The organism is Staphylococcus sp. HMSC072E01 (assembly GCF_001814125.1).
Taxonomy (GTDB): domain Bacteria; phylum Bacillota; class Bacilli; order Staphylococcales; family Staphylococcaceae; genus Staphylococcus; species Staphylococcus hominis.
Window position 1 is genome coordinate 201,179 of sequence record NZ_KV814962.1, and the last position, 25,539, is coordinate 226,717.

A 25,539-nucleotide genomic window follows, 5' to 3' on the forward strand; every position below is an offset into this window, starting at 1 on the left:
TTATTAAATAACAAAAAATAGTTATAATAATTAAGAAATCTAAATTTAAAGGAGATTATTTATTATGCCAATTATTACAGATGTTTATGCTCGCGAAGTATTAGACTCACGTGGTAACCCAACAGTTGAAGTTGAAGTATTAACTGAAAGTGGTGCTTTTGGTCGTGCTTTAGTACCTTCAGGTGCTTCTACTGGTGAACACGAAGCAGTTGAATTACGTGATGGAGATAAATCACGTTATAGCGGTAAAGGCGTTACAAAAGCTGTTGAAAATGTAAACGAAATTATCGCTCCAGAAATCGTTGAAGGTGAATTTTCAGTTTTAGATCAAGTATCAATTGATAAAATGATGATTCAATTAGACGGAACACCTAACAAAGGTAAATTAGGTGCAAACGCTATTTTAGGTGTATCTATTGCCGTTGCACGTGCAGCTGCTGACTTATTAGGTCAACCATTATACAAATATTTCGGTGGATTTAACGGTAAACAATTACCAGTGCCAATGATGAATATTGTTAACGGTGGTTCTCACTCAGATGCACCAATTGCATTCCAAGAATTCATGATTTTACCAACTGGTGCTGAATCATTTAAAGAAGCATTACGTTGGGGTGCTGAAATTTTCCATAACTTAAAATCAATTTTAAGTGAACGCGGATTAGAAACTGCTGTAGGTGACGAAGGTGGTTTTGCTCCAAGATTTGACGGTACTGAAGATGCAGTTGAAACAATCATTAAAGCGATTGAAAAAGCTGGTTACAAACCAGGCGAAGATGTATTCTTGGGATTTGACTGTGCGTCATCTGAATTCTATGAAAATGGTGTATATGACTACACTAAATTCGAAGGTGAACATGGTGCGAAACGTAGTGCAGCTGAACAAGTTGACTACTTAGAAGAATTAATTAGTAAATATCCAATCATTACAATTGAAGATGGTATGGATGAAAATGACTGGGACGGTTGGAAACAATTAACTGATCGTATCGGTGACAAAGTTCAATTAGTAGGTGACGATTTATTCGTAACTAATACTGAAATTCTTTCTAGAGGTATTGAACAAGGTATTGGTAACTCAATCTTAATCAAAGTAAACCAAATTGGTACATTAACTGAAACATTTGATGCTATTGAAATGGCTCAAAAAGCTGGTTACACTGCAGTAGTATCTCACCGTTCTGGTGAAACTGAAGATACAACAATTGCTGATATCGCAGTAGCAACAAATGCTGGTCAAATTAAAACTGGTTCATTATCAAGAACAGATCGTATTGCGAAATATAATCAATTATTACGTATTGAAGATGAATTATTTGAAACAGCAAAATTTGACGGAATTAAATCTTTCTACAATTTAGATAAATAATTTTAGTAACATACTAAAATTAATAGAGTTCACGCGTTTGCCTGTCATAGAGTTGAGACTATGACAGGCTTTTTTAATATAAAATTTTAAATAATAGCCTCGAAGTGTAAGATTTAACTTCATTGATGAAACTGATATAATAATCCTGTAATTGAAAGAAGGAGAATTGAAGATGGATCAACAACTTAATCAGTCAAATAAAAGAGAACGTATTGCCGGTCAATGGATTGGATATAGTTCGCTTGTATTTTGTATATTATTAATTATCCATAATTTTATTGCTTTAGATGCTCACACTGCTAAAACACTGTTAACACTAGCATATCAAGAAGCATCAAGGAGTGCAGTAGATAACATTTTAAATAGTTTTAGATATACAGGTATTATGTATATTCTTGCATATTTAGCTGGAGTAATTGCTTTATGGAATCGACATAAATATCTTTGGTGGTTTATGTTTGCCGTATATGTATCAAATGTATTATTTACACTTGTCAACTTAACGATGGTGTTAAATGCTATTATTGAAACAAAATCTATTTTATTTATTTTACCTATTTTAATCGTCGTGATTGGTTCAGCAATATTAGCAATATATATGTTAATTATTTCAATTGTACGTAAAAGTACATTTAATCGATAGTATTTGATAACTATATTAAGAATATGTTATAATTCGGAACGTATATAATGAACGGAGGACAATTTTCATGCATACATTATTTATGGTCTTATTAATTATTGATTGTATTGCATTAATTACTGTTGTATTACTCCAAGAAAGTAAAAGTAATGGACTTTCGGGTGCGATTAGTGGGGGCGCTGAACAGTTATTTGGTAAGCAAAAACAACGTGGCGTCGATTTATTCTTGCATAGATTAACAATTGTGTTAGCCATCATTTTCTTTTTAATAATGATTGGAATAAGTTATTTTGGTTTATAAGGTCCGACGATATCAATGTCGGGCTTTTTTATTTATAATAGAGTTAATACATTTTATAATGAAATCATTATTTTAATATGATCATCAATGCATATTTTTAAGCTATTAAGGGAATAAAATAGATTGATTATATAATGAATGCAATCTATTAGTACAAAATAAAAAAGTAATCATATTATAATTTTTGTTAGAGAGGGATAAAAAATGCAAATTAAGTTACCTCAACCTTTCTTTTTCCAAGAAGGTAAAAGAGCAGTCTTACTCTTACATGGATTCACTGGTAATTCATCTGATGTAAGACAACTTGGTAGATTTTTACAAAAAAAAGGTTATACTTCCTATGCACCACAGTATGAAGGGCATGCTGCGCCACCAGAAGAGATATTAAAATCTAGTCCATATGTATGGTTTAAAGATGTACTTGATGGCTATGATTATCTTGTAGAACAAGGTTATGAAGATATAGCAGTAGCTGGATTGTCATTAGGCGGTGTATTTGCATTGAAGTTAAGTTTAAACCGTCCTGTAAAAGGTATCATAACAATGTGTGCACCTGCCGAAGTAAAAACAGAAGGTACAATCTATGAAGGTTTTTTAGAATATGCACGTAATTTTAAAAAATATGAAGGTAAAGACCAAGCAACGATTGATAAAGAAATGGAAGATTTTCATCCTACTGAAACACTCAAAGAACTTAGTGATACGTTAAGTCGTGTGCGTAATGATGTAGATGAAGTTTTAGACCCTATTTTAGTAGTTCAAGCTGAAAAAGATGAAATGATTGATCCTCAGTCAGCAAATTATATATATGAAAATGTAGATTCAGATGAAAAACAAATTAAATGGTATGCAAATTCAGGACATGTCATTACAATTGATAAAGAAAAAGAACAAGTGTTTGAAGATGTATATGAGTTTTTAGAAGGATTAGACTGGTCTGAATAAATCATAAAAATAATTGAATAAAGAAAGGAGGGGCATGATGAATTTAAAGCAATCCATTGAAGAAATTGTAAAACAACCTGATTATGAACCGATGTCTGTATCAGACTTTCAAGATGCTTTAGGTCTTAGTAGTGCCGACTCATTTAGAGAATTAATAAAGGTGCTCGTTGAACTTGAACAAGTAGGATTGGTAGAGCGAACAAAGACAGATCGCTATCAACGTAAAGCATCAAATAAGAATTTAAGTTCAAAATTAATAAGAGGTACTTTAAGTCAAAATAAAAAAGGCTTTGCTTTTTTACGCCCAGAAAACGAAGAATTTGAAGATATTTTTATTCCACCAACAAAGATTAACCGCGCTTTAGATGGAGATACAGTAATAGTTGAATTACAAAAATCTAGAGGAGAGCATCGTGGAAAAGTTGAAGGTGAAGTAAAATCTATAGAAAAACATTCTGTCACACAAGTGGTAGGTACGTATAGTGAAGCAAAACATTTTGGTTTTGTCATTCCTGATGATAAACGTATTATGCAAGATATATTTATACCTAAAGGACAGAGTCTTGGAGCCGTAGATGGTCATAAAGTACTTGTCCAAATCACAAAATATGCTGATGGCACAGATAATCCAGAAGGACATGTTTCTGCTATTCTAGGTCATAAAAATGATCCAGGAGTAGATATTCTTTCAATTATATATCAGCATGGAATTGAGATTGAATTTCCTGATGAGGTATTAAAAGAAGCGGAATCAGTCCCTGAAGAAATAAAACCCGAAGAAATTAAAGGACGAAGAGATTTAAGAAACGATCTTACAATTACAATAGATGGTGCAGATGCTAAAGATTTAGACGATGCAATTAGCGTTAAACGTCTAGATAATGGACATACGGAATTGACAGTAAGTATTGCAGACGTAAGTTATTACGTAAAAGAAGGCTCTGCGCTAGATAAAGAAGCTTATGATAGAGCAACGAGTGTATATTTAGTAGACCGTGTTATTCCAATGATTCCACACCGTTTAAGTAATGGTATCTGTTCATTAAATCCTGAAGTAGATCGTTTAACGTTAAGTTGTCGTATGGAAATAAATGAGCGTGGCGAAGTGGTGAATCATGACATATTTGATAGTGTTATTCATTCAAACTATCGTATGACGTATGATGCAGTGAATCAAATTATTACCGAAAAAAATACAGAAGTGCGTCAACAATACAGTGAAATTGTTCCAATGTTAGATTTGGCACAAGATTTATCTAATCGACTTGTCCGTATGCGTAAACGTCGTGGTGAAATTGATTTTGATATTAATGAAGCTAAAGTATTGGTCAATCAAGAAGGCCTACCTACAGATGTAATATTGCGAGAACGTGGTGAAGGAGAGCGTTTAATTGAATCATTTATGTTAGCAGCCAATGAAACAGTTGCTGAACATTTTAACAAATTAGAAGTGCCATTTATTTATCGTGTTCATGAACAACCAAAATCAGATCGATTACGCCAGTTCTTCGACTTTATTACTAATTTTGGTATTATGGTTAAAGGCACAGGCGAAGATATTCATCCTTCAACATTACAATCTATCCAAGAAGAAGTTGAAGGTCGTTCTGAGCAAATGGTTATTTCAACAATGATGTTACGTTCAATGCAACAAGCACATTATGATGATACGAATTTAGGTCATTTTGGCTTGTCAGCAGAATATTATACACATTTTACTTCTCCGATTCGTCGTTATCCAGATTTAACTGTCCATCGCTTAATTCGTAAGTATCTTGTCGATCACTCTATGAATCATAAAGAGATGCATCAATGGGAAGAAACATTACCAGAATTAGCAGAACATACATCTCAACGTGAACGTCGTGCAATTGAAGCAGAAAGAGATACAGATGAATTGAAGAAAGCAGAGTATATGATTCAACATATTGGCGATGAATTTGAAGGTATTGTAAGCTCTGTTGCCAATTTTGGTATGTTCATTGAATTACCAAATACGATAGAAGGTATGGTTCATATTTCTAATATGACAGATGATTATTATCAATTTGATGAACGACAAATGGCATTGATAGGTGAACGACATGCTAAAGTGTTTAGAATTGGTGATGAGGTAACAGTTAAAGTTACTCATGTAGACGTAGATGAACGCATGATAGATTTCCAAATTGTTGGCATGCCATTACCTAAAAAGGATAAATCACAGCGTCCCGCTCGTGGAAAAACGATTCAAGCTAAAACACGTGGTAAATCTTTAGATAAATCTAAAGATAATCATCAAAAAAACAAAAAGAAAAAGCGTAAACAACGTAAGGGTAAAAATCAACGTCAACGTGATAAACAAAGCTCAACTAAGCATAAACCTTTTTATAAAGATAAACATATTAAGAAAAAAGCGCGTCGTAAGAAAAAATAATCAGCAAAGAGGTGACATACATTAATGGCCAAGAAAAAAACAAAATCACCAGGTACGTTGGCTGAAAACCGTAAAGCAAGACATGATTATAATATTGAAGATACCATTGAAGCAGGCATTGTGCTTCAAGGTACAGAAATTAAATCGATTCGACGTGGTAGTGCGAACTTAAAAGATAGTTATGCACAAGTGAAACGTGGAGAAATGTACATTAATAATATGCATATTGCTCCATACGAAGAAGGAAATCGTTTTAATCATGATCCATTACGGTCAAGAAAGTTGTTATTGCATAAAAAAGAGATTATCAAACTAGGCGAACGTACAAGAGAAATTGGATATTCGATTATTCCTTTAAAATTGTATTTAAAACATGGACAATGTAAAGTTTTATTAGGCATAGCTCGTGGTAAAAAACTGCATGATAAACGTCAAGCATTGAAAGATAAAGCAATGAAACGAGACGTTGATCGTGCAATGAAAGCCCGTTATTAAGCATAATTGTTGCTTAATCGGGCTCTATTTGTTATGATAAATAAAGTTGTTTAAATTAAACTGTATCTTATATTTTATTATATTGCGGGGGCGTTTTTGGATTCGACAGGGGTCCCCCGAGCTTATTAAGCGTGTCGGAGGGTTGTCTCCGTCATCAACACATTCGGTTAAATATAACTGACAAATCAAACAATAATTTAGCAGTAGCTGCGTAATAGCGCTCTGCATCGCCTAACAGCATTTCCTATGTGCTGTTAACGCGATTCAACCCTAATAGGATATGCTAAACACTGCCGTTTGAAGTCTGTTTAGATGAAATTTAATCAAACTAGCATATTGTTGGTTGTCTGTTGCTTACCAATATGCGAAATGAATCAATAGACTACACACGTAGAAAGATTTGTATCAGGACCTCTGGACGCGGGTTCGAATCCCGCCGCCTCCATCTGATAGCTTGTAACCCTATTGGTTGCAAGCTTTTTATTTTTATTGCCCAATATAGCCCCCAATATGCTCCAATAAAAAAACACTCTAATTAAAGAGTGCTTAATAATTCTTTGAATTTAAAAGACTCATTATAGTTAATGCCATTATACTCAGACTCATATTTTTTCCAAAATTTATTACTATTTTTTGGTGAAGGATGAGGAAGTTTAGTAATGTTTTTATGACCTTTAAAACAGTTTATCGCTTTACTTCCAAAACAAATAATTTTGGTATTTTTTATATCAATTGAACATTTTGTACTTTCAAAAGTAATAATATTGTTATTTATGCTTTCAATATCTACTACATTGACAAAGTAGACACCTTTACTTTTATAACAATCAACTAATTTTCAGGGGAATCGAACGCTGTGAATTCTTTCTCTGTTAAAGATTTAGTTTTTAAGAAACCTAATAATCGTCTGTAAATTGTTAATTTATATAAATTGTATTTTTTATCATTAATTTTTGGAAAAAATGCAACGATTTCCGAAAGATAACCGTCAATCTTTAATGGTCCATATTTTTCATTGTCTTCATATGGACTTTGTCCTATCATTAAAACTTTTACTTCTTCCATTTCATCACCTCATAAATATTTAACAATTTCTTTTTGTGTACTAGGATATAAATGTCCATAACGTTTGCTTACTTCTTCAATAGATGAATGTCCTAATCTTTGTGCAATAATCATTAAACTAGCACCTTGATTAATTAAAGGTGACGCATGACTATGACGGATTTCATGAATTACAATTCTAAGGAAATCATCAAGAAGTAATTTGTACGCATTAGTAAACCAACGATCCATTTTACTTTTACTAAAAGTTTTGAAAAAGTACTAAATAACACATAATTATCTTTATATATAATATATTTTTTTATTTAGAAATAATTAAAGTATCGATATTTTGTAGGACCCTTTATTTTGTATTTAGTATTAAATAAAAGTTTAGTTTGTTAGTATTTAGAGTAAAGGGTTTTTTCTAATCTTTAAATTTGACTCTCACTTGAGTTTTAAGAGTCGTTAAATAAAAATGATATATGAAATTCTCTAAATGCTCTAAAAATATCTTAAAATTGCAAATAGAGATGTTTAAAATTTTAATAACTCTTGTACTAAAGTTTTTAAAAGGAGAGGTTTTAACTTGATATTTATATACATCATTTTTCAGCTATTTTACTTTATTATGCTTTAAAATACGGTATCAGAAATGGATTTGCTGAACTTGAAGCTAATAAAGAGGATTTAATTTATTATCAAAAAAATTGAATTTGTTTGAAGAAATTGGAAATATTTATCATATAATTTCGACATCTCAATCTGAGAGAGTAGATGAGGCAAAAGTTATTTATAATAATTCTTTTAATATTTTAGTTTCAGGAAAAAAACCTAAATTTATATTTGATAAATTAACTGAGAAGAAATTTTAAAAAAGGAGCTTTAAATATTTTGGAGTTTTTGTACGTTTGTAAAAAAATCATAGATATTCTAGTTGCTTTAGCAACAGTTTTTGAAGAAAAAACAGCTAAATTGTTAGTTAAAATCACAAAGAAAGAGAAAAAATAGAATACTGCATTTATATCGAGAAATTTATTGTGCGTTGAGAAATATACTTAACTAAATTTGTAGATTAATGTCTACATAGCGTGAGCCATTAAGTAGACCATTTGACAATATTTGGGTTTGTTAAGAATTCTGAGATTCAATGTCAGTAAAGCAATTAGGAGGTTTAATTTATAAATGTATCGCTATGATATTAAACATATTATCGCTCTAATTTTGAATATATTTTTTATAATATTTATGCCATTAACTCTTAAATATGGGAATGTGTATATAACGATTATATGGATAATACTTGGAGCGATAAATGCAATTTATATTTATCGTAAAAATACAAAAATGAAAAAAGATCAACGTAACAAAAAATAGTTGAGATAAAGCAAATAATAGGTTTTGGTTAATCTAAATGTTTATTAGTTTTAGGAATTACATATAAAAGTAAGGTACAAAGGATTATGCTTTGAATTATGATAGACCATAGTAATATATTTTCTCTCTTGATTATCAGAAAAAATATATCTAAAGCTATAGGTATTATAGAGAAGTAAAGACTATAACTGAAAAAATGTTTTATATACTTTCCACAAATGATTTGTCCTTTGTCCCAGTTATGTTGAGATTTGATTGACTTTTTTGTTCTAAATCCGTAGAAGTGGTTTATCTTTTTAGGTGGGTTTTTAATAATTAAACTTCCTAGTAAAATCATAAACATACTTGAAGGAAATAAAAGCATTTGATAACTTCCTTTTTCAAGTTTTTGAAGAGTTTCTTTCTTAATATTATATAGAAATAATGCAAAGAAGAAAAATAATATAAGTATGATGTGAAAAAATTTTAATGTAGTTACTGTATACAACTAAATAATTCAAACACATAAAAAATGTTAATAAATTAAAGAATAATAAATATATTAGACTAACGTCAGATTTAAGTCAGTTACTCTAAGACAAAATAGAAATAACGAACTTTTATGGTTGGTTAATCAATTGTGGTGATTAAATGTAATGAAATTTTATATTTACATTTATGTGATAAATCATTTCACTTCAAATATACAATGTTTTTAAATTTCTAAATTTCAATTGTTTATTGTAATAACATTAAAACGTTGATATATTAATGTTTGTAAGATTTTTTTAATATATATATTAGGGTAGTTTTAAAGAAAATAGTTTATAATTTAATTGTTTGGAGAGAAGTAATGAACAATCAATCAAAATATTTTCATCATGTAGAACATAGGAAATTTCAAAGTAGTTCAAAAGCAACGCTTTGGTCTTCTTTGATTATTACGCTGATTTTTACAATTGTAGAGTTTGTAGGTGGATTATATGCTAATTCACTTGCTTTATTATCAGATTCATTCCATATGTTAAGTGATGTTTTGGCACTAGGGTTGTCTATGCTTGCTATTTATTTTGCAAGTAAGCCTCCAACGAAACATTATACGTATGGATTTTTAAGATTAGAAATTATTGTAGCTTTCTTAAATGGTTTAGCATTAATTGTTATTTCGTTAGGTATTATGTACGAAGGCGTTTTGAGAATCATACATCCTGAACCGGTAGCAAGTGGTATTATGATATTTGTAGCTGTATTAGGTCTTATTATAAATATCATTTTAACACTTATTTTATTTAGATCTTTAAGAAAAGAAGATAATGTCAATATTCAAAGTGCATTATGGCATTTTTTCGGAGATTTATTAAATTCAATTGGCGTTATCGTAGCAGTAGTACTTATTCATTTTACTGGATGGGCAATTATTGACCCAATCATTAGTATCATCATTTCTCTTATCATTTTAAATGGTGGTTATAAAATAATTAAAAATGCTTGGAAAGTATTAATGGAGCGTATTCCAGATGGATATGATTCAGATGAAATTATTAATGCAATGAAAAGTGTTGAAGGCGTTATAGATGTGCATGAGTTTCATTTATGGAGCATCACTACAAACCATAGTTCATTGAGTGCTCATGTTGTTTTAAGTGATGAATATACTAAATGGCCGTATTCAACGGTTAATAAAGTTTCTGAATTGTTGAAAGAAAAATATAATTTAGAACATGTTACGCTACAAATTGAAAATATTCATCTTAACCATTTAGACGAAGATTACTTTAAACAATACGAAGAATGATAATTAAATAGGAGTAGAAGCGACGGATAGTAAGAGCGCTTCTACTCCTTATTTTTAGTTTTTATTTATTTTTTTACTATCTACGCGTTCAGAATTGCCTTTAGATTTGTGTGCTTTTGGATTATTCTTTTTATGTGCACTTTCATTTACATCTTTGACTGTATCATTACTATGACTACATGCACCTAATATTAGAAAGCTTGAAAGTGTTAGTAAGGCTAATTTTTTCATTGTCTCATCCCTTTGTTTTAAGTCGTATCATATTTTAGTATGGCATATTAAATGTAATATTCAATAAATATTTATAAGTTTTAAAAAGATGTCGAAAATAAAAGATAGAGCATCAAAACTCTACCTTTTTTATTATTAATTGTTTATTTGATTTATATGATTATTCGTATTATCGCTTTGTGTATTTTGAGTTGTATTTAATGTGCTATTTTGATTTACATTATTAGTGTTGTCTTTTGTTGTATTAGATTCATTTGTATGATTAAATTGAGTACTATTTTGACTATTCTGGTTGTGAGTAGAATGTGTTTGTTTTGAATCATTATTTGCTGAATTCGTCTGATATTGAGATGTGTCTTGTTGTTGTGTTGAAGGTTCTTGCTGTCGTTGTGTAGAATTTTGATTATTTGTAGTCGCATTATTTTGTTCAGTAGTTGGGTTTTCTTGTTGTCTTGATTGTTGTGTAGTTGGTGATTCTGATGACTGAATTGAATTTTCTTCTGTGGCGGGTGTGTTTTCTTGAGTGGAAGAAGTATCCTGAATAGACTCATGTGATGTATCCTTATGATCTTTCTTAGAATTATTTTCTTTTTTATTGTTATTTTCTTTATTTGTTTTATTATCTTTAGGCTTGTCTTTTTTTACATGAGTGATGTCACTTTTAGAGGGGTTATTACTCTCAATGACTTTATGAATACCCAGTGCAAGCATACTTAATAAGATAATAATAATAGCCATAGCAAGCATTTTTAAGTAATTTTTATTCTTAAAAATAGCAATAATACCAAAAATAATGACTATACAAGCGATTAAAAATAAAGTAATGCCTAGATAGAATATAATTTTATCCATAACTGACCTCCATCATTACAATATGTCAATTAAATTTCATTATAAATATTACATAATAAATATTAATATTTATTTAATATTTTATTATTTTTTTAAAACAATTTAGTTAATAAAATTATTAATATAATAGTGTTATTCATTTGATTTATTGTAAATATTAATTTCTTCATTTTTAAAATTGATTGAAACATATAAATGTTCATCATATGTATTAATAGGAAGAGAGGGTGTATTCAGTTTAAACTCTGATAGAATTTTAAATGAACCATTATTTAAAGGTTCAACTATTGATACATCATTTTCGTTTTGTTGTATAAGTAGATTTCTATTCGTCATATTATTAAATTTCCAATGATTCATGTAAACTCACCTCTATTAAAAATAAAAAGCCTGAAACATACTCAATACATATGTACAGGCTTTAAAAGTTATATTCATAATTAAATAAATATATTTATTTAAGACTTTTAAGCAAATATCCGTGAATAGGAATAACTTGAAAAAATTAGATATTCTTAATTAAAGCTTTGTTCAATTTCAGTAAAAGCTTTATTTGTAACTTTAATATTATCAATTCTATCAGACATAATATTTCCATCTAGATAGCCATGATCAATAAGAACTTTGCAATTTTCTAAGAAATCACTATATTTTCTATCGCAAAAATAGTCATCTTGAGCTGTAATACTATCTTTAAAATTATTTGCTTCTTCCTCTGTTTGTCCACTATTTGAACGTTCCATATATAGCTTATAAAATTTTGCTACTGTATATTTTTGTTCTTTAGTTAACTCGTCCATAGAAACGCCTCCTAAACTCATTACTTATATATACCCAAATTAATTTAATTAAAAAACTAAAAAGACGATATTACATTTATTGCGCTTTTTTAATACCTTGATCTACTGCTTCGGCAAATTTATAAAATGTTCTCGTATAATTTTTTGAATATCGTCTATTATTTTTATCCAATTTATTATGTTTAAAAAACAAAGCTCGCTGGCGGGTCGTCAATTCCAGTTGCACTCCTGTATCTTTTTTATCTCTATTAATAATATTATTATTGGAAAGGGCCTCAATTCCTTTAGGCGTTTTTTGTACTGTAAATCCATGATGAGTTAATGAATGACGTAATGTTTGAACTAATTTTTTATCTTTACCACCTACGTAAACAATGGGTTCATCGCCTGCATATCCGTGAATAGATATTGTTTTTGACGAATGGTTGAGCATATCTAATAATTGAGGTTCATCAAAAACAGTAGAAGTAATATGTAGTTGAGCATTATTATCTGAACGTAGACCTTCAAATGAATAAAAATTATATTGACCAATATTTGAAATACGACGAGCGAGTTCAGTGGTTCCAGGTTCAATACTTCCACCATGAATAGCTGTAATTAAGGTATCGCTATGCTTACGGTGTTTTGTGATTATTTTCCAATCTTTATTTTTTGTTGTATGTTGTTTTAAATCATTAAAGTTAGCATAGTAATCTAAGGATTGATTTTGTTTTAATTCAAAATGTTTATAAAAGTAAAGAAAGAGAAGAATAAATAATATAATAATAAGAGTTAAAAACATATAATAAAAAAATCGATAATGTAATTTTTTGTTTTTCATAAAAATAAGTTGGTCCTTTAAATATCATTTCTTAGTATAGAAAAGTATAGTGTAACACCACATTCTTTAACTATTAGTATTTTTTGACTAGCTTAAGGCGATAGTCATTATTAAAATTATCAACTAAAGCATACGGAGAGATAATCAGTAAACCATGATCATTTATCGTATCTTTACTTACACCGTATTTATATGCTTGATAGATAATTTTAGTACAATATGTAAAGCGTTCACTTTTTAAATTAAGTGTAACTAAATAAGTTTTATCACTATTTTTATAATGAGCTTTTGCCCAATTAGCTGCTTTTTGACCTGCATTAGGATACTCACAACGATATATTTTAATCCAATCATTTTTTTTAACGCCAAATCGCTGTTTAAATGATTCGAAAGATTCAGTAATAGGCTTATCGCCGGGTCCTTCAATTTGTAAAACAGTATCATGATCTAAAGCAATACTTGAATGTCCAAAGAAACCAAATAATACCGGACCTTTTGTAAGAATAATATCACCAGGTTGTAATTTGAAATCATTTCCTTTTTCTGAAGATGAAGAAGTGGAACTTATAGATGCATAAGTATGAGAAGAGAACGCGAAAAATAGTAATAAAATGAAAATCACAAATATAATACGTTTCAATTGAATAATCTTCAATTTATATCTCCTTAATCGTTTTATAGAGAAACATATAAAAAAGAACAAAATAAAATCGTATTTTGTTCTTTTAAACCCTATTTATAAAATACCAAATAATAGTATATATATCAGTAAAGCAAAACCAAAAATATAGAAGATGACTGTAAAGCCTAAATATGATTCTTTACGTTCTTCTTTTTTAGATTTTAGCAATAACCCTAATATAATTGAAGCAGCAACAACAAATATAATACCCAGCCAAAGTAAAATCGTTAAATGTGTACTCATTTGTAAACCTCCCACATTTTAATTAAAAAAAGTTATATATCAGTGGATATATATAATATAAAAAAATGATTAGATTAGTTAAAAAAATTATTTCGCTTATAAGGTTTTTATCCAAGATAGCGGCAATTAAACTGAATGAAATAGTGAGGCCACATATGATTAAACCAGGTATGAGCCAGAAATAATCATCTAACTTAGGAAAATAGGTGACAATAATGTTAAAACCTAGAAATAAAAGGGTAATCATAATATTAATCCAAAATAATTTATTAATATTCATAGGTAGTGTCACCTCTATAACAATGATGTCTTTTTTATCATCATATCACTTCTTTAAAAGAAAGGTAAAACTTTAATCCTTATTAAAAGAATGACTTCGTAAATTTACATAAAAAAACCGGCGATTAAACTAAAATGTACTCATCGGCAGTCATAAATATGTATGATTAACTAATAAACGTATCAATTAAAAGGGGAAATCAAAAAAGTAAATAAAAGAGTATAAAAATTCGAAAAATCGTCACATTTACAGAAAATTAATATTCGCATAGAATGTTTTTAGTGAATAGTTAGAAATAAAGTGTTTTAATTATTTTAATAAAATCAATTAAAACATTACAACTTTTATAAAAAATATAACTTACTGATGTGATTATATATAAATAAACATCATTCATTTAGAAACAATAAGATGATAGGAGATACTGAAATGTTGTAATGTGAGGAGGAAAAAAATGACATTTTATGATTTTGTTATTGGATTTATTAATGATGATACACCACTAGGAAGTTTAGCAAACTACATTGTAAATGATCATAAATTTCCCAAAAACGAACGCAATAATAAAGAAATTAGAGCATATGTGATGTCAAATTACGTTGATCACCAACTAATTGAAAGCGCTAATCGAGCAATGAGTCTCTATAAATTAATTTGAATTAGGATAGTACCAATTTTGTTGCTTTAACGCATTCCATATATCTTTAGTTTTAAAGTTTAATTCATTATCTCTAATTGAAAAAGGTTCTATAATTTCTCTATCTAACCACGAATGAATAAGTTCACTAGGAACTCCATCAAGTAACATTTCTGATTTACTTATTACAAAACATTCCCAATCTAATGAGAGCTTATTAGGATTGACATAATTGTATTGATGATGATCATTCATAATGAACGCTCCTTTATTTGTAAAACTTATAATTCATTATACCCATCACAATGAGAACCAAACGTGTATTAATTAATTTTTTACCTTTAGTTATTTTTAAGTATAAAAAAATTAAGGTATACTATGTATGGATTATAAAGTGGTGTAAAAGAAAGTTGCCTATATTATTTAAAAATATATTGAGGTGAATGTAATGAGTAAAATACTCTATTTAATGAGACATGGACAAACTATGTTTAATTTAAGAGGGAAAGTACAAGGTGCAAGTGATTCTCCACTTACTAAATTAGGAATATCTCAAGCGAAGCAAGCAGGTCATTACTTTAAACATAATCATATTACTTTTGACGAAGCATATTCATCTAGTTCGGAACGGGCATGTGATACGTTAGAAAATGTTTTACCTGAACAAGCATATCAACGTAATAAAGGATTAAAAGAGTGGAGTTTTGGGCTATTTGAAGGGGATAGTGTTCAATTATTGGATGCAGTTTGGGATAAACACGATATTTTTGGAACTAGACTACGCCCTTTTGGAGGAGAAACGAAAAATGAAGTTGAACATCGTATCGTTACGACATTAAGTAATTTATTAGAGTCCTCTAATGGAAAAACATTCTTAGCGGTAAGCCATGGTACAGCCATTCAGGTTTTTTTAAGAAAATGGATAGGTGATGATATGGCAAATCAATATGTCATTGGAAATTGTTGTATTTTAAAATTTATTTATACACATGGAAAGTTTGAATTTCTCGATATGGTTGATCCTACAATCGATGATGCCAATAAATAAATCATTATCCTGGCTATTTAATATCATAGAGTAGCCAATGAACATCAAAATAAGTATCATCTACTTTAAATGAGTTTTTTTCAATCCCTAAAGTTTCAAAACCAAGTGCAGTGAAAAAAATCTTTGCACCAATATGATTTGATGTAATACAAGTCATTAGTTTTTCAATATGACGAGACTTTGCATAATTAATCACTTCACAGATTAAATTTTGCAAAGTAATCTCGTCTTTTTTGTCTTTTAAAAAGAGATTTTCTAACATTGCTTTATGTTGTGTGCCCACTTGTTTGAGTTGTCGCAATGTAACACCAGCCACAAGTTTTTCATTTTTAAAATTGCCAAAAATATTACAATACTCTTCTTCTTTAGATAGAATGTGTTTTAAGTAATTTGGAGACACATGTTCAAAATAAAATTTATCCCATGAATAAGTATGTGAATCATTTGATATTAAAGTAATATATTGATTTAAATCATTGTTAGTAAGAATTCTAACTTCTGACATTATACTCACCTCAAATTATTATTAGCATTTAATAATCTATTTATACAAATTAATTGAATTATAAATATTTTATAAAGTTTAATTAATAACTATATCCATAGAATAGCCTATTTTTAAAAATTATACAAAAAGTGTGAGAATACATAGACGTTAGAATATGATCTATCATACATCGCTATCTTTAAACTTAATTTGTTAGATAGGAAATGAAATGGAGTGGGACAAAATTCAATTTAAATTCGTCGTTCAATTCTAGCAATATATCCCCAAGGACGTAAATGTTCTTATTGAAAGTCATTATGTTAACTTTCATACTACTATTGAAATAACTTGATATCAGCTCTTTTTAATTCAGTCTTTATCTATCAACACATAAAAAAATCCTGAGACATAATGAGGTGTCTCAGGGTTTTTTTAAATTATAAAATTTTAATTTTAAAGAATAATGCTAATTAGTCAACAACTTGAACATTTAAATCTACATCGATGTTGCCACGAGTTGCTTTTGAATATGGACAGAATTCGTGAGCATCTTGTAGATATTTTTCAGCGTCTTCTTGAGATAATACATTTTTAACTTTTGCATCAATAGATACGCTTAATTTTGGACTTTCAGCATTTGGATCATCTTCTAAGCGTACAGTTAAAGTTACCTCAGGTTCTGCTCCGCGAACTTTGTTTTGTTTTAAAATAAGGTCATATGCACCATTGAAGCATGAAGCATAGCCAGCTGCGAATAATTGTTCAGGGTTAGTTGCGTTTCCATCTGCTTGTTGTGGTGGTAATACATCTACATTTATTGCATTATCGTCTGTGTGTACGTGTCCTTTACGTCCACCAACGTTTGTTGCTTTAGTTTCATATTGAACTGCCATTATTATTACCTCCTAAATTCGAATACAATTATTGTATACCCAACTAAAAAGTTTTAAATCATGATTTGTAAAAATTAAAAAGAATTTTAAACATTGGCGAGTGTGACATAAATAGTTTAAAATAATATAAAATTGTAAATGGCAAGAAAAGAAGGGATTATATGGCAGAAGTAAAGGTAGCTGCAACCATAGCACCTCAAGATATAATAGATAATGAAACGTTAAATAGTATCAATGATAATCATGCATATATAGATATCATTGAGTTGCGTATAGATCAGTGGGAGAGTCATCATCACGAACTTTTAATGAAAAACCTTTCACTTCTAAATGAAATAAAGGATCATTTCAAAATATTGGTGACATATCGCACAATTTCTCAAGGTGGAAAAGGTCAGTTAACTAATAAAGCATATTTACAGTTAATTGAAACAATTTCCTCAATAGATGCATTTCAAATGATAGATATAGAATGGGAGTCAAATATTGAGGTTGAGACGCATAAGCGTATTATAGAAAATGCACATCGTCATCAGAAACAAATAATTGTGTCATATCATAATTTTTTAGAAACGCCACCGTTAGAAGAATTAAAATTCACATATTATAAAATGCAAAAATTAAATCCTGAGTATGTAAAAATTGCAGTAATGCCTAAGGAAAAACAGGACGTAGCAATGCTATTAGAAGCAGTAGCTTATACATCTGAAGCGATTTCTCAACAAGTTATTGGAATATCTATGTCTCATTTAGGATTAGTGAGCCGAACTGCTCAAGGTGTTTTTGGGGGTACAGTGTCATATGGTTGCTTAGGTGAACCTCAAGCGCCAGGACAGATTCATGTTAAAGAACTAAAAAAACAATTATTATTTTACGAAAGCATGTAGTATACATTGAAATGTCATCGATATCCGCGTATAATTGATAATAGTTATCAATATAGAGGAGCGATAATTGTGGAATTACAAGAAGTAATTTCTTTAAGAAGAAGTATAAAGAAATTTAAACATGATATGGTGATTAATGATGAAGATGTATTTAAAGCCATAGAACAAGCTACTGACGCTCCTAATCATGGTATGAGAGAACCGTGGAGAGTTATTCATGTTTCTAAAGATAGATTAGGAGATATGAGTAGAGATATTACACGTTTTGCCTTTCCAAATAGTCCAGAAAAACAAGAAGATCATTATAACGCGGTGACAAATTTAGGAGGTATGTTAGTTTTAGTACTTAAAACTGACCCACGACAACGACAAAATCGCGAAAACTTTTTTGCGATGGGTGCATACACTCAGAATCTAATGTTATTACTTTATGAAAAAGGTATTGGTACATGTTGGAAAACGCCATTGTACATCTTTGAACCAAAAGTAAGAAAAGCGTTTGGTATTGCTAAAGATGAAGCTATTGCAGGTTTATTGTATCTTACTGATTTAAAAGAGGTACCACCTAAAGCAAAACGTAAAAATAAACATTTAATCTCAGAATACTAAAGAAACCACACTCAAAATAACGAGTGTGGTTCTTTAATTATTTATTAAATGTTTCTTTTAAGAATGATTCAACTTGTTCAGGTGATTTTGCATTAGCAGAATGCAAATGAGCTTGTTTTTGACCATTTTCAAATATAAGTAAACTTGGGATACCCATGACTTCATTGTCTGATGCTACATCTTCTAATTCATCACGATTTACAGAATACCATTTATAGTCGTTATACTTGTCAACGATTGGATCAATCCACATATCCATTGCTTTACAATCAGGACACCAACCAGCTTCAAATTTTACAATTACAGGTTGTTCACTTTGAATAATTGAATTAAATTCTTCAGTAGTAGTAATATTTTTCATACTTTACACTCCTTTTAGCTTGTTTTATATATTATAACTAATTACTAATATTTAGAAAAAAATAAAGCTTAAAAAGTAGAGCGTTTATTTAAATAATTTGATATATTTATAATAAGTTTAAATAGGAGGATAATACTGAATGATTAAATTTTATCAATATCCAAAATGCACAACTTGTAAAAAAGCTGCTCGATTTTTAGATGAGCATGGAGTGAGTTATGAGTCTATAGATATTGTGCAACACACACCTACAAAACAAGAATTCAAAGAGTTAGTAGTTAAATCAGAAGTGGAAATAAATAAATTCTTTAATACACATGGTGTGAAATATAGAGAACTTGGTTTAAAAGATAAATTAAAAGAATTATCTAATGATGAAAAATTAGAACTCTTAGCCTCAGATGGAATGTTGGTAAAACGTCCGCTAGCGGTTTCAGGTGAAAAAGTTACATTAGGTTTTAATGAAGAACAATATAAAGATGTATGGTTATAGAAAGTATAATCACAACTTTTAATATTAATAGTTGAATGAAAACTTACGGTATGGCATCATTAAATTGTAATTATTTTTAGGAGGGGATTTTCGTGGCAGTACCGAGCGAATTCAAATATTCTAAGGAACATGAATGGGTTAAAGTTGAAGGAAATACGGCAACAATTGGTATTACTGAATACGCGCAAGGCGAATTAGGAGACATCGTATTTGTCGAATTACCAGATGTCGATGATGAAATTAATGAAGGGGATACATTTGGTAGTGTTGAATCAGTAAAGACAGTATCTGAATTGTATGCACCTGTCTCTGGTAAAATTGTTGAAACAAATGACGAATTAGAAGATAGTCCAGAATTTGTTAATGAATCACCTTATGAAAAAGCGTGGATGGTAAAAGTTGAATTAAATGATGAAAGTCAATTAGATGAATTGCTATCAGCTGAACAATATTCTGAAATGATTGGCGAATAATTTTAAAAAACTCCTTGATATTGAATCTAGGAGTTTTTTATATATTATATTAATTATCTGTAAATTGTGTTTATATTCATCAATAACGTGAAAAAGTAAATGATTGTTTAATATCGACTTAGAAGGTGGATGAACATGGCAATTTTAAACAAAGTTATCATTGTTGAAGGTAAATCTGATAAGAAGAAAGTGCAACAAGTCATAGCTGAACCTGTAAATATTATTTGTACACATGGTACAATGAGTATCGACAAACTAGACGATATGATAGAAACATTATATGGAAAACAGGTCTATATTCTTGCCGATTCAGATGATGAAGGCGAAAAAATTAGAAAATGGTTTAAACGTTATTTAAGTGAAAGTGAACATATCTATGTAGATAAAACATATTGTGAAGTCGCGCGTTGTCCTAAAAATTATCTTGCTCATGTATTGAGTAAATATGGATTTAACGTAAAAAAAGAGAAAAAACTTATACCTAATTTAAGTTCTGAAAGGTTAGTACTCGTGAATGAATAATTCTATTAAAATCGAAGACATCAAAGAACACTTTGATAAAGATAAACATTTAATATTTGGATATACTCCTATGTGTGGAACATGTAAGATTTCAGAGCGTATGCTAGATATTGCAAATGATATCGAACAATTACCACTTAAAAAAATTGATTTAAATTTCCATAAGTATTTTAGTGAAGAATATAAAATTATGTCTGTACCTGTACTGTTAATTATGGATAAGGATAAAGAGGTAGATAGAATCTATGCATTTCAATCCGTGCCATATTTGTTAGAAAAGTTAAAAAAATGATTGACGAATTATTAGTACAGTGATAGGATATAAATTAATTAAATAGTGCGAAAACTCTTATCGAGAGAGGTGGAGGGATGTGCCCTACGAAGCCCGGCAACCGTCTATAATGGAAATGGTGCCAATTCACATAAAGTTTAAGACTTTAGAAGATGAGAGAAAGATAATTTTAAATGCTTTCTCATCTCTCTAGGTGGGAAAGCATTTTTTAATTACATAAGGAATTTAAGGGAGGCATTTAACGTGATTGAGTTAAATCAAGTTGTTAAACGCTATCACACAAAGAACAAAGATGTACTAGCAGTAGATCACGTTGATTTGAATATAGAATCAGGCTCAATTTTTGGAGTGATTGGGTTCTCTGGTGCTGGTAAAAGTACGTTAATTCGAATGTTTAATAATCTAGAAGAGCCGACTTCAGGGGATATCATTATAGATGGAGACAATATTAACAAACTTTCTAAATCAGATTTGAGAAAAAAACGACAAAAAGTAAGTATGATTTTCCAACATTTTAATTTATTATGGTCACGTACTGTCATTAGTAATATTATGTTTCCACTAGAAATAGCTGGAGTAGCTCGTACAGAAGCAAAAAAAAGAGCTTTAGAACTTGTAGAGTTGGTCGGTTTAAAAGGTCGTGAAAAAGCTTATCCTTCAGAATTATCGGGTGGTCAAAAACAAAGAGTTGGGATTGCTCGTGCATTAGCGAATGATCCGAATGTCTTATTGTGTGACGAGGCTACAAGTGCGCTAGATCCACAAACAACGGATGAAATTTTAGATTTACTGTTAAAAATAAAAGAAGAAAGAAATCTAACGATTGTGATTATTACACATGAAATGCAAGTGATTAGACGCATATGTGATGCAGTTGCAGTGATGGAAAATGGACGTGTTATTGAGCAAGGTAATGTTGATGAAGTATTTGAAAATCCTCAACATGAGGTGACAAAACGATTCGTGAAAGACGATTTAGACGACGATTTTGAAGATTCAATCAAACATCTAGAACCATTGAACAAAGACGCTTATATTGTAAGATTGAATTTCAACGGTAATAATACAACACAACCTGTTGTATCTGATATTACGCGAACGCAGAATATTGAGTTAAATATTTTGGAAGCAAATATTAAAAACACACGTACAGGTTCAATTGGATTTTTAATTGTACACATTCCACATATTAGTGAAGATGGATTTAATACATTTGTAACTGAGTTACATAAACAACACGTAAATGTGGAGGTGATTAAACATGGATAAATCATATGGTGATATCTTCCATGAAATGATTACTATGCCTAACGTGCAATGGCCTGAAGTTTGGCAAGCAATATATGAAACACTTTATATGACTATAGTGTCAACCATTTTTGCTTTTATCTTTGGCTTAATCTTAGGTGTGCTGCTTTTCTTATCAGCTAAAAGTGACGCACCTGGAGCTAAAATTTTCTATACGGTAGTTTCATTTATAGTTAACTTGTTCCGTGCAATTCCATTTATTATTTTAATTTTGTTATTAATTCCGTTCACAAGTGTATTATTAGGTACAATTAGTGGACCGACGGGAGCACTTCCAGCATTAATCATTGGTGCTGCACCGTTCTACGCAAGATTAGTTGAAATCGCATTTAAAGAAATCGATAAAGGCGTTATTGAAGCAGCATGGTCTATGGGTGCGAATACTTGGACAGTCGTTCGAAAAGTATTGCTTCCAGAAGCAATGCCAGCACTTGTTTCAGGTATTACAGTAACTGCTATCGCTTTAGTTGGTTCAACTGCTATTGCAGGCGTTATTGGTGCAGGTGGTTTAGGTAACTTAGCTTACTTAACTGGTTTTACACGTAACCAAAACGACGTCATTCTAGTGTCAACCGTATTTATTTTAATTATTGTATTTATAATCCAATTCATCGGGGATTGGCTTACAAATAAAATTGATAAACGATAATAGAAAAGAGGACAGATTAAATGAAAAAACTTTTAAGTTTAGTATTAGTACTTACACTGACAGTTGTATTAGCTGCTTGTGGTAAAGGCGGAGACGAAAAAGATAAAAAAATCGTTGTAGGTGCTTCACCAGCACCACATGCTGAAATCTTAGAAAAAGCAAAACCACTTCTTGAGAAAAAAGGTTATAATTTAGAAATTAAAACAATCAATGATTACACTACACCTAATAAGTTGTTAGATAAAGGTGAGCTTGATGCTAACTACTTCCAACACGTTCCTTATTTAAAAACTGAAAGTAAAGAAAAAGGATACAAAATTGAAGATGCAGGTAAAGTTCATTTAGAACCAATGGCTGTTTATTCTAAAAAATACAAAAGTTTAAAAGACCTTCCTAAAGGTGCGACAGTTTATGTTTCAAATAACCCAGCTGAACAAGGTCGTTTCTTAAAATTCTTCGTTGATGAAGGCTTAATTAAAATTAAAAAAGGCGTAAAAATTGAAGACGCTAAATTTGAAGATATTACTGAAAACAAAAAAGATATTAAATTCAATAACAAACAATCAGCTGAATATCTTCCAAAAATCTATCAAAATCAAGATGTAGATGCAGCTATTATTAATTCAAACTATGCTATTGATCAAGGCTTAAGTCCACAAAAAGATTCAATTGTAGTTGAAAAACCTAATAATAACCCTTATGCAAACCTAATTGCAGTTCGTAAAGATCATAAAGATGATGAAAAAATTAAAGCTTTAGTTGAAGTATTACAATCTAAAGACATTCGTGATTTCATCAATGAAAAATACAAAGGTGCAGTTGTACCTGCAAAATAATGAATAATAATGCAGTAAAAAACGGTTCACAAAGAAATATGTGAACCGTTTTTTTATTTTATATCAATACATTTATTGCAGTCATTTATATTATAAACTTGAATCGTCTTGATATAGTATTCCAACGCCGATACCACCTTGACCCATCGCATATTCAAATTTAACAATTTCTATATATGGATGTTCTTCTAAGAATGCATTGACTTTTTTATTTAAACCTTTTTCTGTCATAGCAGTAAAATTAACAAATGTCATAGTTATCATCTCCAATTGGATAAGTAAATTGAACAATGTTATTATAACAATTATTTTAATTAGACAGAAAATATAAAAAAATAACAGAATTTATGTTTATACATGATATGTATTGGGTATGTTAATATTACAAAAATCATTTAAGAATGAAATGTTCAACAAGGAGGAATTTAAAATGGCAGAAGATAAATTTGAACAAGCTAAAGGTAATATTAAGGAAACAGTTGGTAATGCAACTGATAATAAAGATTTAGAAAAAGAAGGTCAAGGCGACAAAGCTTCAGGTAAAGCTAAAGAAGTGGTTGATAACGTTAAAGATAAAGCAAATGATGTTATTGATAAATTAAAAGGCGATAAATAAGTCGTTTTAACTAGAAGAGAACGCATGTGTTAAACACATGCGTTTTTTGTTTATTTTAGAATATTATGTCTGAGTATCATTGTTAGACGTAATCAGTCCTAATGAATAACTTACTATATATCCTATTACTAAAGAAATAATCGAAACAATCCATTCTACTGGTGATTTAGGAATTCCTGGGAATACAGCATAAATTGAACCAATAACAAAACCAGTAATTAAGGCAAATGTTCCAATAAAGTGGTGGGTTAAAAAGTATTTTATAATACGGCTTGAAAATAGAAATCCACATAAAATACCTAAACCAACTACTATTAATATAGGCAGACCGGTAAAGTTAAATTTAGCTAAATTAGCAATAGCTAACATTATTGTTCCATATGCACCGAATACAAGTAGCATAAATGAGCCAGAGATACCTGGAAGTAGCATTGCACTAGAAGCACAAACACCTGCTATAAAATATTTAATAATAAGACTAAAAGATAATTGAAGTGTTAAACTTGATTGCTGTGTGCTAGGATTTAATAACGTTAATGCCACTATAACTATGATTCCTAAAATTAATAATCCATAGTGTTTAGTTGTAAATGTTTTTTTAAAATCTGAAGTTTTTAATAAGTAAGGGACAATGCCTATAATTAAACCAGTAAAAAAGAACATCGTTATTACGTGATGATGATCGAGTAGGTAATGAATTAAATTACTAAGTACACCAATCGCTAAAATCATTCCTATTAATATAGGAAGTAAAAATTTTAGACTTGGCCAAAATCGTTTAGAAAACAATCCACTAATGGATGAAATAAAACCATCATATATTCCTAAAAGTAAAGCAATGGTACCTCCACTAATTCCTGGAACTAAATCTGAAGTTCCCATCGCAAATCCTTTTAAAATATTTTTCCATTTGAATGTCATAAAGGTCTCCTTTCTTTATTAAGTTAATACGAATACTACCAAATTTTTAACTTACATTGAAATATTAAGTAGTCAATCATCGTTAATATATAGATGCCTATTGAGAACAGATGCCTTTTGATTATCAGTCGCACTTGAAAATTGAAGTCATTTCGAAACAATTTTGACGAAAATATAATCTTTTTTGTCATTTTAATAAGTTTATATTGGGGACTATTTACGTTATAATTAA

General features: G+C 29.8%; 35 protein-coding genes, 1 other RNA gene, 1 pseudogene and 1 riboswitch. Of the genes and pseudogenes, 20 read left to right on the forward strand and 17 right to left on the reverse strand.

Annotated elements, in window-relative coordinates; genetic code table 11:
• Window positions 1-64: 64 nt before the first annotated feature.
• The 7 genes from eno to ssrA all read left to right on the forward strand — a co-directional run bounded on the left by eno (window position 65) and on the right by ssrA (window position 6,617).
• Window positions 65-1,369 (forward strand): surface-displayed alpha-enolase, encoded by a 1,305-nt coding sequence (gene eno / locus HMPREF2953_RS02835; RefSeq protein WP_002448208.1) that lies wholly within the window; start codon window positions 65-67, stop codon window positions 1,367-1,369.
• A 172-nt stretch (window positions 1,370-1,541) separates the two neighbouring features.
• Window positions 1,542-2,012 carry a hypothetical protein gene (locus HMPREF2953_RS02840; protein WP_070671697.1) on the forward strand — a complete coding sequence of 157 codons (471 nt, stop codon included), beginning with the start codon at window positions 1,542-1,544 and terminating at the stop codon, window positions 2,010-2,012.
• 67 nt (window positions 2,013-2,079) lie between these two features.
• Window positions 2,080-2,313 (forward strand): preprotein translocase subunit SecG, encoded by a 234-nt coding sequence (secG, locus tag HMPREF2953_RS02845; RefSeq protein ID WP_002448159.1) that lies wholly within the window; start codon window positions 2,080-2,082, stop codon window positions 2,311-2,313.
• A 204-nt stretch (window positions 2,314-2,517) separates the two neighbouring features.
• Window positions 2,518-3,258: an alpha/beta hydrolase gene (locus HMPREF2953_RS02850; RefSeq protein WP_002448246.1), complete on the forward strand. Its 741-nt coding sequence runs from the start codon at window positions 2,518-2,520 to the stop codon at window positions 3,256-3,258.
• Between the two features lie 37 nt (window positions 3,259-3,295).
• Window positions 3,296-5,674, forward strand: coding sequence for a ribonuclease R (rnr, locus tag HMPREF2953_RS02855; RefSeq protein ID WP_070671699.1), 2,379 nt, complete (start codon window positions 3,296-3,298; stop codon window positions 5,672-5,674).
• 24 nt (window positions 5,675-5,698) lie between these two features.
• The gene (gene smpB, locus HMPREF2953_RS02860) at window positions 5,699-6,169 is read left to right on the forward strand and encodes an SsrA-binding protein SmpB (protein WP_002448235.1); all 471 of its coding nucleotides are present in this window, start codon (window positions 5,699-5,701) and stop codon (window positions 6,167-6,169) included.
• Window positions 6,170-6,255: 86 nt separating this feature from the next.
• Window positions 6,256-6,617, forward strand: a transfer-messenger RNA (tmRNA) gene (gene ssrA / locus HMPREF2953_RS02865).
• Window positions 6,618-7,000: 383 nt separating this feature from the next.
• Here ssrA and HMPREF2953_RS02870 read toward each other — a convergent pair.
• The 3 genes and pseudogenes from HMPREF2953_RS02870 to HMPREF2953_RS02890 all read right to left on the reverse strand — a co-directional run bounded on the left by HMPREF2953_RS02870 (window position 7,001) and on the right by HMPREF2953_RS02890 (window position 8,954).
• Window positions 7,001-7,234, reverse strand: coding sequence for a hypothetical protein (locus HMPREF2953_RS02870; RefSeq protein ID WP_070671701.1), 234 nt, complete (start codon window positions 7,232-7,234; stop codon window positions 7,001-7,003).
• A gap of 9 nt (window positions 7,235-7,243) precedes the next feature.
• Window positions 7,244-7,536, reverse strand: a pseudogene (locus HMPREF2953_RS02875) (tyrosine-type recombinase/integrase); the annotation flags it as partial.
• A 1,082-nt stretch (window positions 7,537-8,618) separates the two neighbouring features.
• On the reverse strand, window positions 8,619-8,954 hold the full coding sequence (locus HMPREF2953_RS02890) for an SdpI family protein (protein WP_049335106.1): 336 nt from the start codon (window positions 8,952-8,954) through the stop codon (window positions 8,619-8,621).
• Window positions 8,955-9,422: 468 nt separating this feature from the next.
• On the opposite strand from HMPREF2953_RS02890, the gene HMPREF2953_RS02895 reads away from it, so the two are divergent.
• Window positions 9,423-10,364: a cation diffusion facilitator family transporter gene (locus HMPREF2953_RS02895; protein ID WP_049335107.1), complete on the forward strand. Its 942-nt coding sequence runs from the start codon at window positions 9,423-9,425 to the stop codon at window positions 10,362-10,364.
• A gap of 54 nt (window positions 10,365-10,418) precedes the next feature.
• On the opposite strand, the gene HMPREF2953_RS11425 is transcribed toward HMPREF2953_RS02895, so the two are convergent.
• The 8 genes from HMPREF2953_RS11425 to tsaA all read right to left on the reverse strand — a co-directional run bounded on the left by HMPREF2953_RS11425 (window position 10,419) and on the right by tsaA (window position 14,275).
• Complete coding sequence (locus HMPREF2953_RS11425) at window positions 10,419-10,595, reverse strand: hypothetical protein (RefSeq protein WP_002448052.1); 177 nt, start codon at window positions 10,593-10,595, stop codon at window positions 10,419-10,421.
• A 135-nt stretch (window positions 10,596-10,730) separates the two neighbouring features.
• Window positions 10,731-11,447 carry a hypothetical protein gene (locus HMPREF2953_RS02900; protein ID WP_070671705.1) on the reverse strand — a complete coding sequence of 239 codons (717 nt, stop codon included), beginning with the start codon at window positions 11,445-11,447 and terminating at the stop codon, window positions 10,731-10,733.
• A 132-nt stretch (window positions 11,448-11,579) separates the two neighbouring features.
• On the reverse strand, window positions 11,580-11,807 hold the full coding sequence (locus HMPREF2953_RS02905; protein WP_070671707.1) for a hypothetical protein: 228 nt from the start codon (window positions 11,805-11,807) through the stop codon (window positions 11,580-11,582).
• A gap of 155 nt (window positions 11,808-11,962) precedes the next feature.
• Window positions 11,963-12,247 carry a hypothetical protein gene (locus HMPREF2953_RS02910; protein ID WP_002448116.1) on the reverse strand — a complete coding sequence of 95 codons (285 nt, stop codon included), beginning with the start codon at window positions 12,245-12,247 and terminating at the stop codon, window positions 11,963-11,965.
• 76 nt (window positions 12,248-12,323) lie between these two features.
• Entirely contained in the window at window positions 12,324-13,070 is a 747-nt protein-coding gene (locus HMPREF2953_RS02915) for a poly-gamma-glutamate hydrolase family protein (protein ID WP_070671709.1), read from the reverse strand.
• 73 nt (window positions 13,071-13,143) lie between these two features.
• Entirely contained in the window at window positions 13,144-13,710 is a 567-nt protein-coding gene (gene lnsA / locus HMPREF2953_RS02920; protein WP_371090986.1) for a lipoprotein N-acylation protein LnsA, read from the reverse strand.
• A 96-nt stretch (window positions 13,711-13,806) separates the two neighbouring features.
• The gene (gene tsaT, locus HMPREF2953_RS02925) at window positions 13,807-13,995 is read right to left on the reverse strand and encodes a type II toxin-antitoxin system toxin TsaT (RefSeq protein WP_002448257.1); all 189 of its coding nucleotides are present in this window, start codon (window positions 13,993-13,995) and stop codon (window positions 13,807-13,809) included.
• A gap of 22 nt (window positions 13,996-14,017) precedes the next feature.
• A complete protein-coding gene (tsaA, locus tag HMPREF2953_RS11625) occupies window positions 14,018-14,275 on the reverse strand; it encodes a type II toxin-antitoxin system antitoxin TsaA (protein ID WP_002455569.1) in 258 nt (85 codons plus the stop codon).
• A gap of 454 nt (window positions 14,276-14,729) precedes the next feature.
• Here tsaA and HMPREF2953_RS02930 point away from each other — a divergent pair, with 454 nt between their 5' ends.
• Window positions 14,730-14,933 carry a sterile alpha motif-like domain-containing protein gene (locus tag HMPREF2953_RS02930; RefSeq protein ID WP_002448195.1) on the forward strand — a complete coding sequence of 68 codons (204 nt, stop codon included), beginning with the start codon at window positions 14,730-14,732 and terminating at the stop codon, window positions 14,931-14,933.
• Here HMPREF2953_RS02930 and HMPREF2953_RS02935 read toward each other — a convergent pair.
• A complete protein-coding gene (locus tag HMPREF2953_RS02935) occupies window positions 14,925-15,167 on the reverse strand; it encodes a hypothetical protein (protein WP_002448133.1) in 243 nt (80 codons plus the stop codon). The genes HMPREF2953_RS02930 and HMPREF2953_RS02935 overlap by 9 nt on opposite strands.
• Before the next feature lie 193 nt (window positions 15,168-15,360).
• Between HMPREF2953_RS02935 and HMPREF2953_RS02940 the strand changes: the two genes are divergently transcribed.
• A complete protein-coding gene (locus tag HMPREF2953_RS02940; protein WP_070671712.1) occupies window positions 15,361-15,960 on the forward strand; it encodes a histidine phosphatase family protein in 600 nt (199 codons plus the stop codon).
• A gap of 13 nt (window positions 15,961-15,973) precedes the next feature.
• Here HMPREF2953_RS02940 and HMPREF2953_RS02945 read toward each other — a convergent pair whose 3' ends face one another.
• Both HMPREF2953_RS02945 and HMPREF2953_RS02950 read right to left on the reverse strand, forming a co-directional pair.
• Window positions 15,974-16,465: a GNAT family N-acetyltransferase gene (locus tag HMPREF2953_RS02945; protein WP_070671714.1), complete on the reverse strand. Its 492-nt coding sequence runs from the start codon at window positions 16,463-16,465 to the stop codon at window positions 15,974-15,976.
• A 452-nt stretch (window positions 16,466-16,917) separates the two neighbouring features.
• A complete protein-coding gene (locus HMPREF2953_RS02950) occupies window positions 16,918-17,340 on the reverse strand; it encodes an organic hydroperoxide resistance protein (RefSeq protein WP_002448074.1) in 423 nt (140 codons plus the stop codon).
• A 161-nt stretch (window positions 17,341-17,501) separates the two neighbouring features.
• On the opposite strand from HMPREF2953_RS02950, the gene aroD reads away from it, so the two are divergent.
• Both aroD and HMPREF2953_RS02960 read left to right on the forward strand, forming a co-directional pair.
• The gene (gene aroD, locus HMPREF2953_RS02955; protein ID WP_070671716.1) at window positions 17,502-18,227 is read left to right on the forward strand and encodes a type I 3-dehydroquinate dehydratase; all 726 of its coding nucleotides are present in this window, start codon (window positions 17,502-17,504) and stop codon (window positions 18,225-18,227) included.
• 69 nt (window positions 18,228-18,296) lie between these two features.
• On the forward strand, window positions 18,297-18,836 hold the full coding sequence (locus tag HMPREF2953_RS02960) for a nitroreductase family protein (RefSeq protein WP_070671717.1): 540 nt from the start codon (window positions 18,297-18,299) through the stop codon (window positions 18,834-18,836).
• 37 nt (window positions 18,837-18,873) lie between these two features.
• On the opposite strand, the gene HMPREF2953_RS02965 is transcribed toward HMPREF2953_RS02960, so the two are convergent.
• Window positions 18,874-19,197: a thioredoxin family protein gene (locus HMPREF2953_RS02965; RefSeq protein WP_070671719.1), complete on the reverse strand. Its 324-nt coding sequence runs from the start codon at window positions 19,195-19,197 to the stop codon at window positions 18,874-18,876.
• A gap of 139 nt (window positions 19,198-19,336) precedes the next feature.
• Between HMPREF2953_RS02965 and HMPREF2953_RS02970 the strand changes: the two genes are divergently transcribed.
• The 7 genes from HMPREF2953_RS02970 to HMPREF2953_RS03000 all read left to right on the forward strand — a co-directional run bounded on the left by HMPREF2953_RS02970 (window position 19,337) and on the right by HMPREF2953_RS03000 (window position 23,770).
• The gene (locus HMPREF2953_RS02970; protein ID WP_002455565.1) at window positions 19,337-19,690 is read left to right on the forward strand and encodes an arsenate reductase family protein; all 354 of its coding nucleotides are present in this window, start codon (window positions 19,337-19,339) and stop codon (window positions 19,688-19,690) included.
• 92 nt (window positions 19,691-19,782) lie between these two features.
• Entirely contained in the window at window positions 19,783-20,163 is a 381-nt protein-coding gene (gcvH, locus tag HMPREF2953_RS02975) for a glycine cleavage system protein GcvH (protein WP_002448172.1), read from the forward strand.
• 135 nt (window positions 20,164-20,298) lie between these two features.
• Complete coding sequence (locus HMPREF2953_RS02980; protein WP_002448075.1) at window positions 20,299-20,685, forward strand: toprim domain-containing protein; 387 nt, start codon at window positions 20,299-20,301, stop codon at window positions 20,683-20,685.
• Window positions 20,678-20,977: a thioredoxin family protein gene (locus HMPREF2953_RS02985; RefSeq protein WP_002448091.1), complete on the forward strand. Its 300-nt coding sequence runs from the start codon at window positions 20,678-20,680 to the stop codon at window positions 20,975-20,977. Before HMPREF2953_RS02980 ends, HMPREF2953_RS02985 begins: the two co-directional genes overlap by 8 nt.
• Before the next feature lie 54 nt (window positions 20,978-21,031).
• Window positions 21,032-21,136, forward strand: a riboswitch (SAM riboswitch).
• Window positions 21,137-21,220: 84 nt separating this feature from the next.
• Window positions 21,221-22,246 (forward strand): methionine ABC transporter ATP-binding protein, encoded by a 1,026-nt coding sequence (locus HMPREF2953_RS02990; protein WP_002448213.1) that lies wholly within the window; start codon window positions 21,221-21,223, stop codon window positions 22,244-22,246.
• A complete protein-coding gene (locus HMPREF2953_RS02995; protein WP_002448101.1) occupies window positions 22,239-22,934 on the forward strand; it encodes a methionine ABC transporter permease in 696 nt (231 codons plus the stop codon). The genes HMPREF2953_RS02990 and HMPREF2953_RS02995 overlap by 8 nt, the downstream gene beginning before the upstream one ends.
• A 20-nt stretch (window positions 22,935-22,954) precedes the next feature.
• Window positions 22,955-23,770: a MetQ/NlpA family ABC transporter substrate-binding protein gene (locus HMPREF2953_RS03000; protein ID WP_017175876.1), complete on the forward strand. Its 816-nt coding sequence runs from the start codon at window positions 22,955-22,957 to the stop codon at window positions 23,768-23,770.
• Window positions 23,771-23,860: 90 nt separating this feature from the next.
• Here HMPREF2953_RS03000 and HMPREF2953_RS11430 read toward each other — a convergent pair whose 3' ends face one another.
• Entirely contained in the window at window positions 23,861-24,025 is a 165-nt protein-coding gene (locus HMPREF2953_RS11430; protein ID WP_002448129.1) for a hypothetical protein, read from the reverse strand.
• Window positions 24,026-24,200: 175 nt separating this feature from the next.
• Here HMPREF2953_RS11430 and HMPREF2953_RS03005 point away from each other — a divergent pair, with 175 nt between their 5' ends.
• Window positions 24,201-24,386: a CsbD family protein gene (locus tag HMPREF2953_RS03005; protein WP_002448111.1), complete on the forward strand. Its 186-nt coding sequence runs from the start codon at window positions 24,201-24,203 to the stop codon at window positions 24,384-24,386.
• Window positions 24,387-24,449: 63 nt separating this feature from the next.
• Here the strand turns inward: HMPREF2953_RS03005 and HMPREF2953_RS03010 are convergent, their stop codons facing one another.
• The gene (locus HMPREF2953_RS03010) at window positions 24,450-25,307 is read right to left on the reverse strand and encodes a polyprenyl-phosphate transporter PopT (protein WP_017175875.1); all 858 of its coding nucleotides are present in this window, start codon (window positions 25,305-25,307) and stop codon (window positions 24,450-24,452) included.
• Window positions 25,308-25,539: the final 232 nt, after the last annotated feature.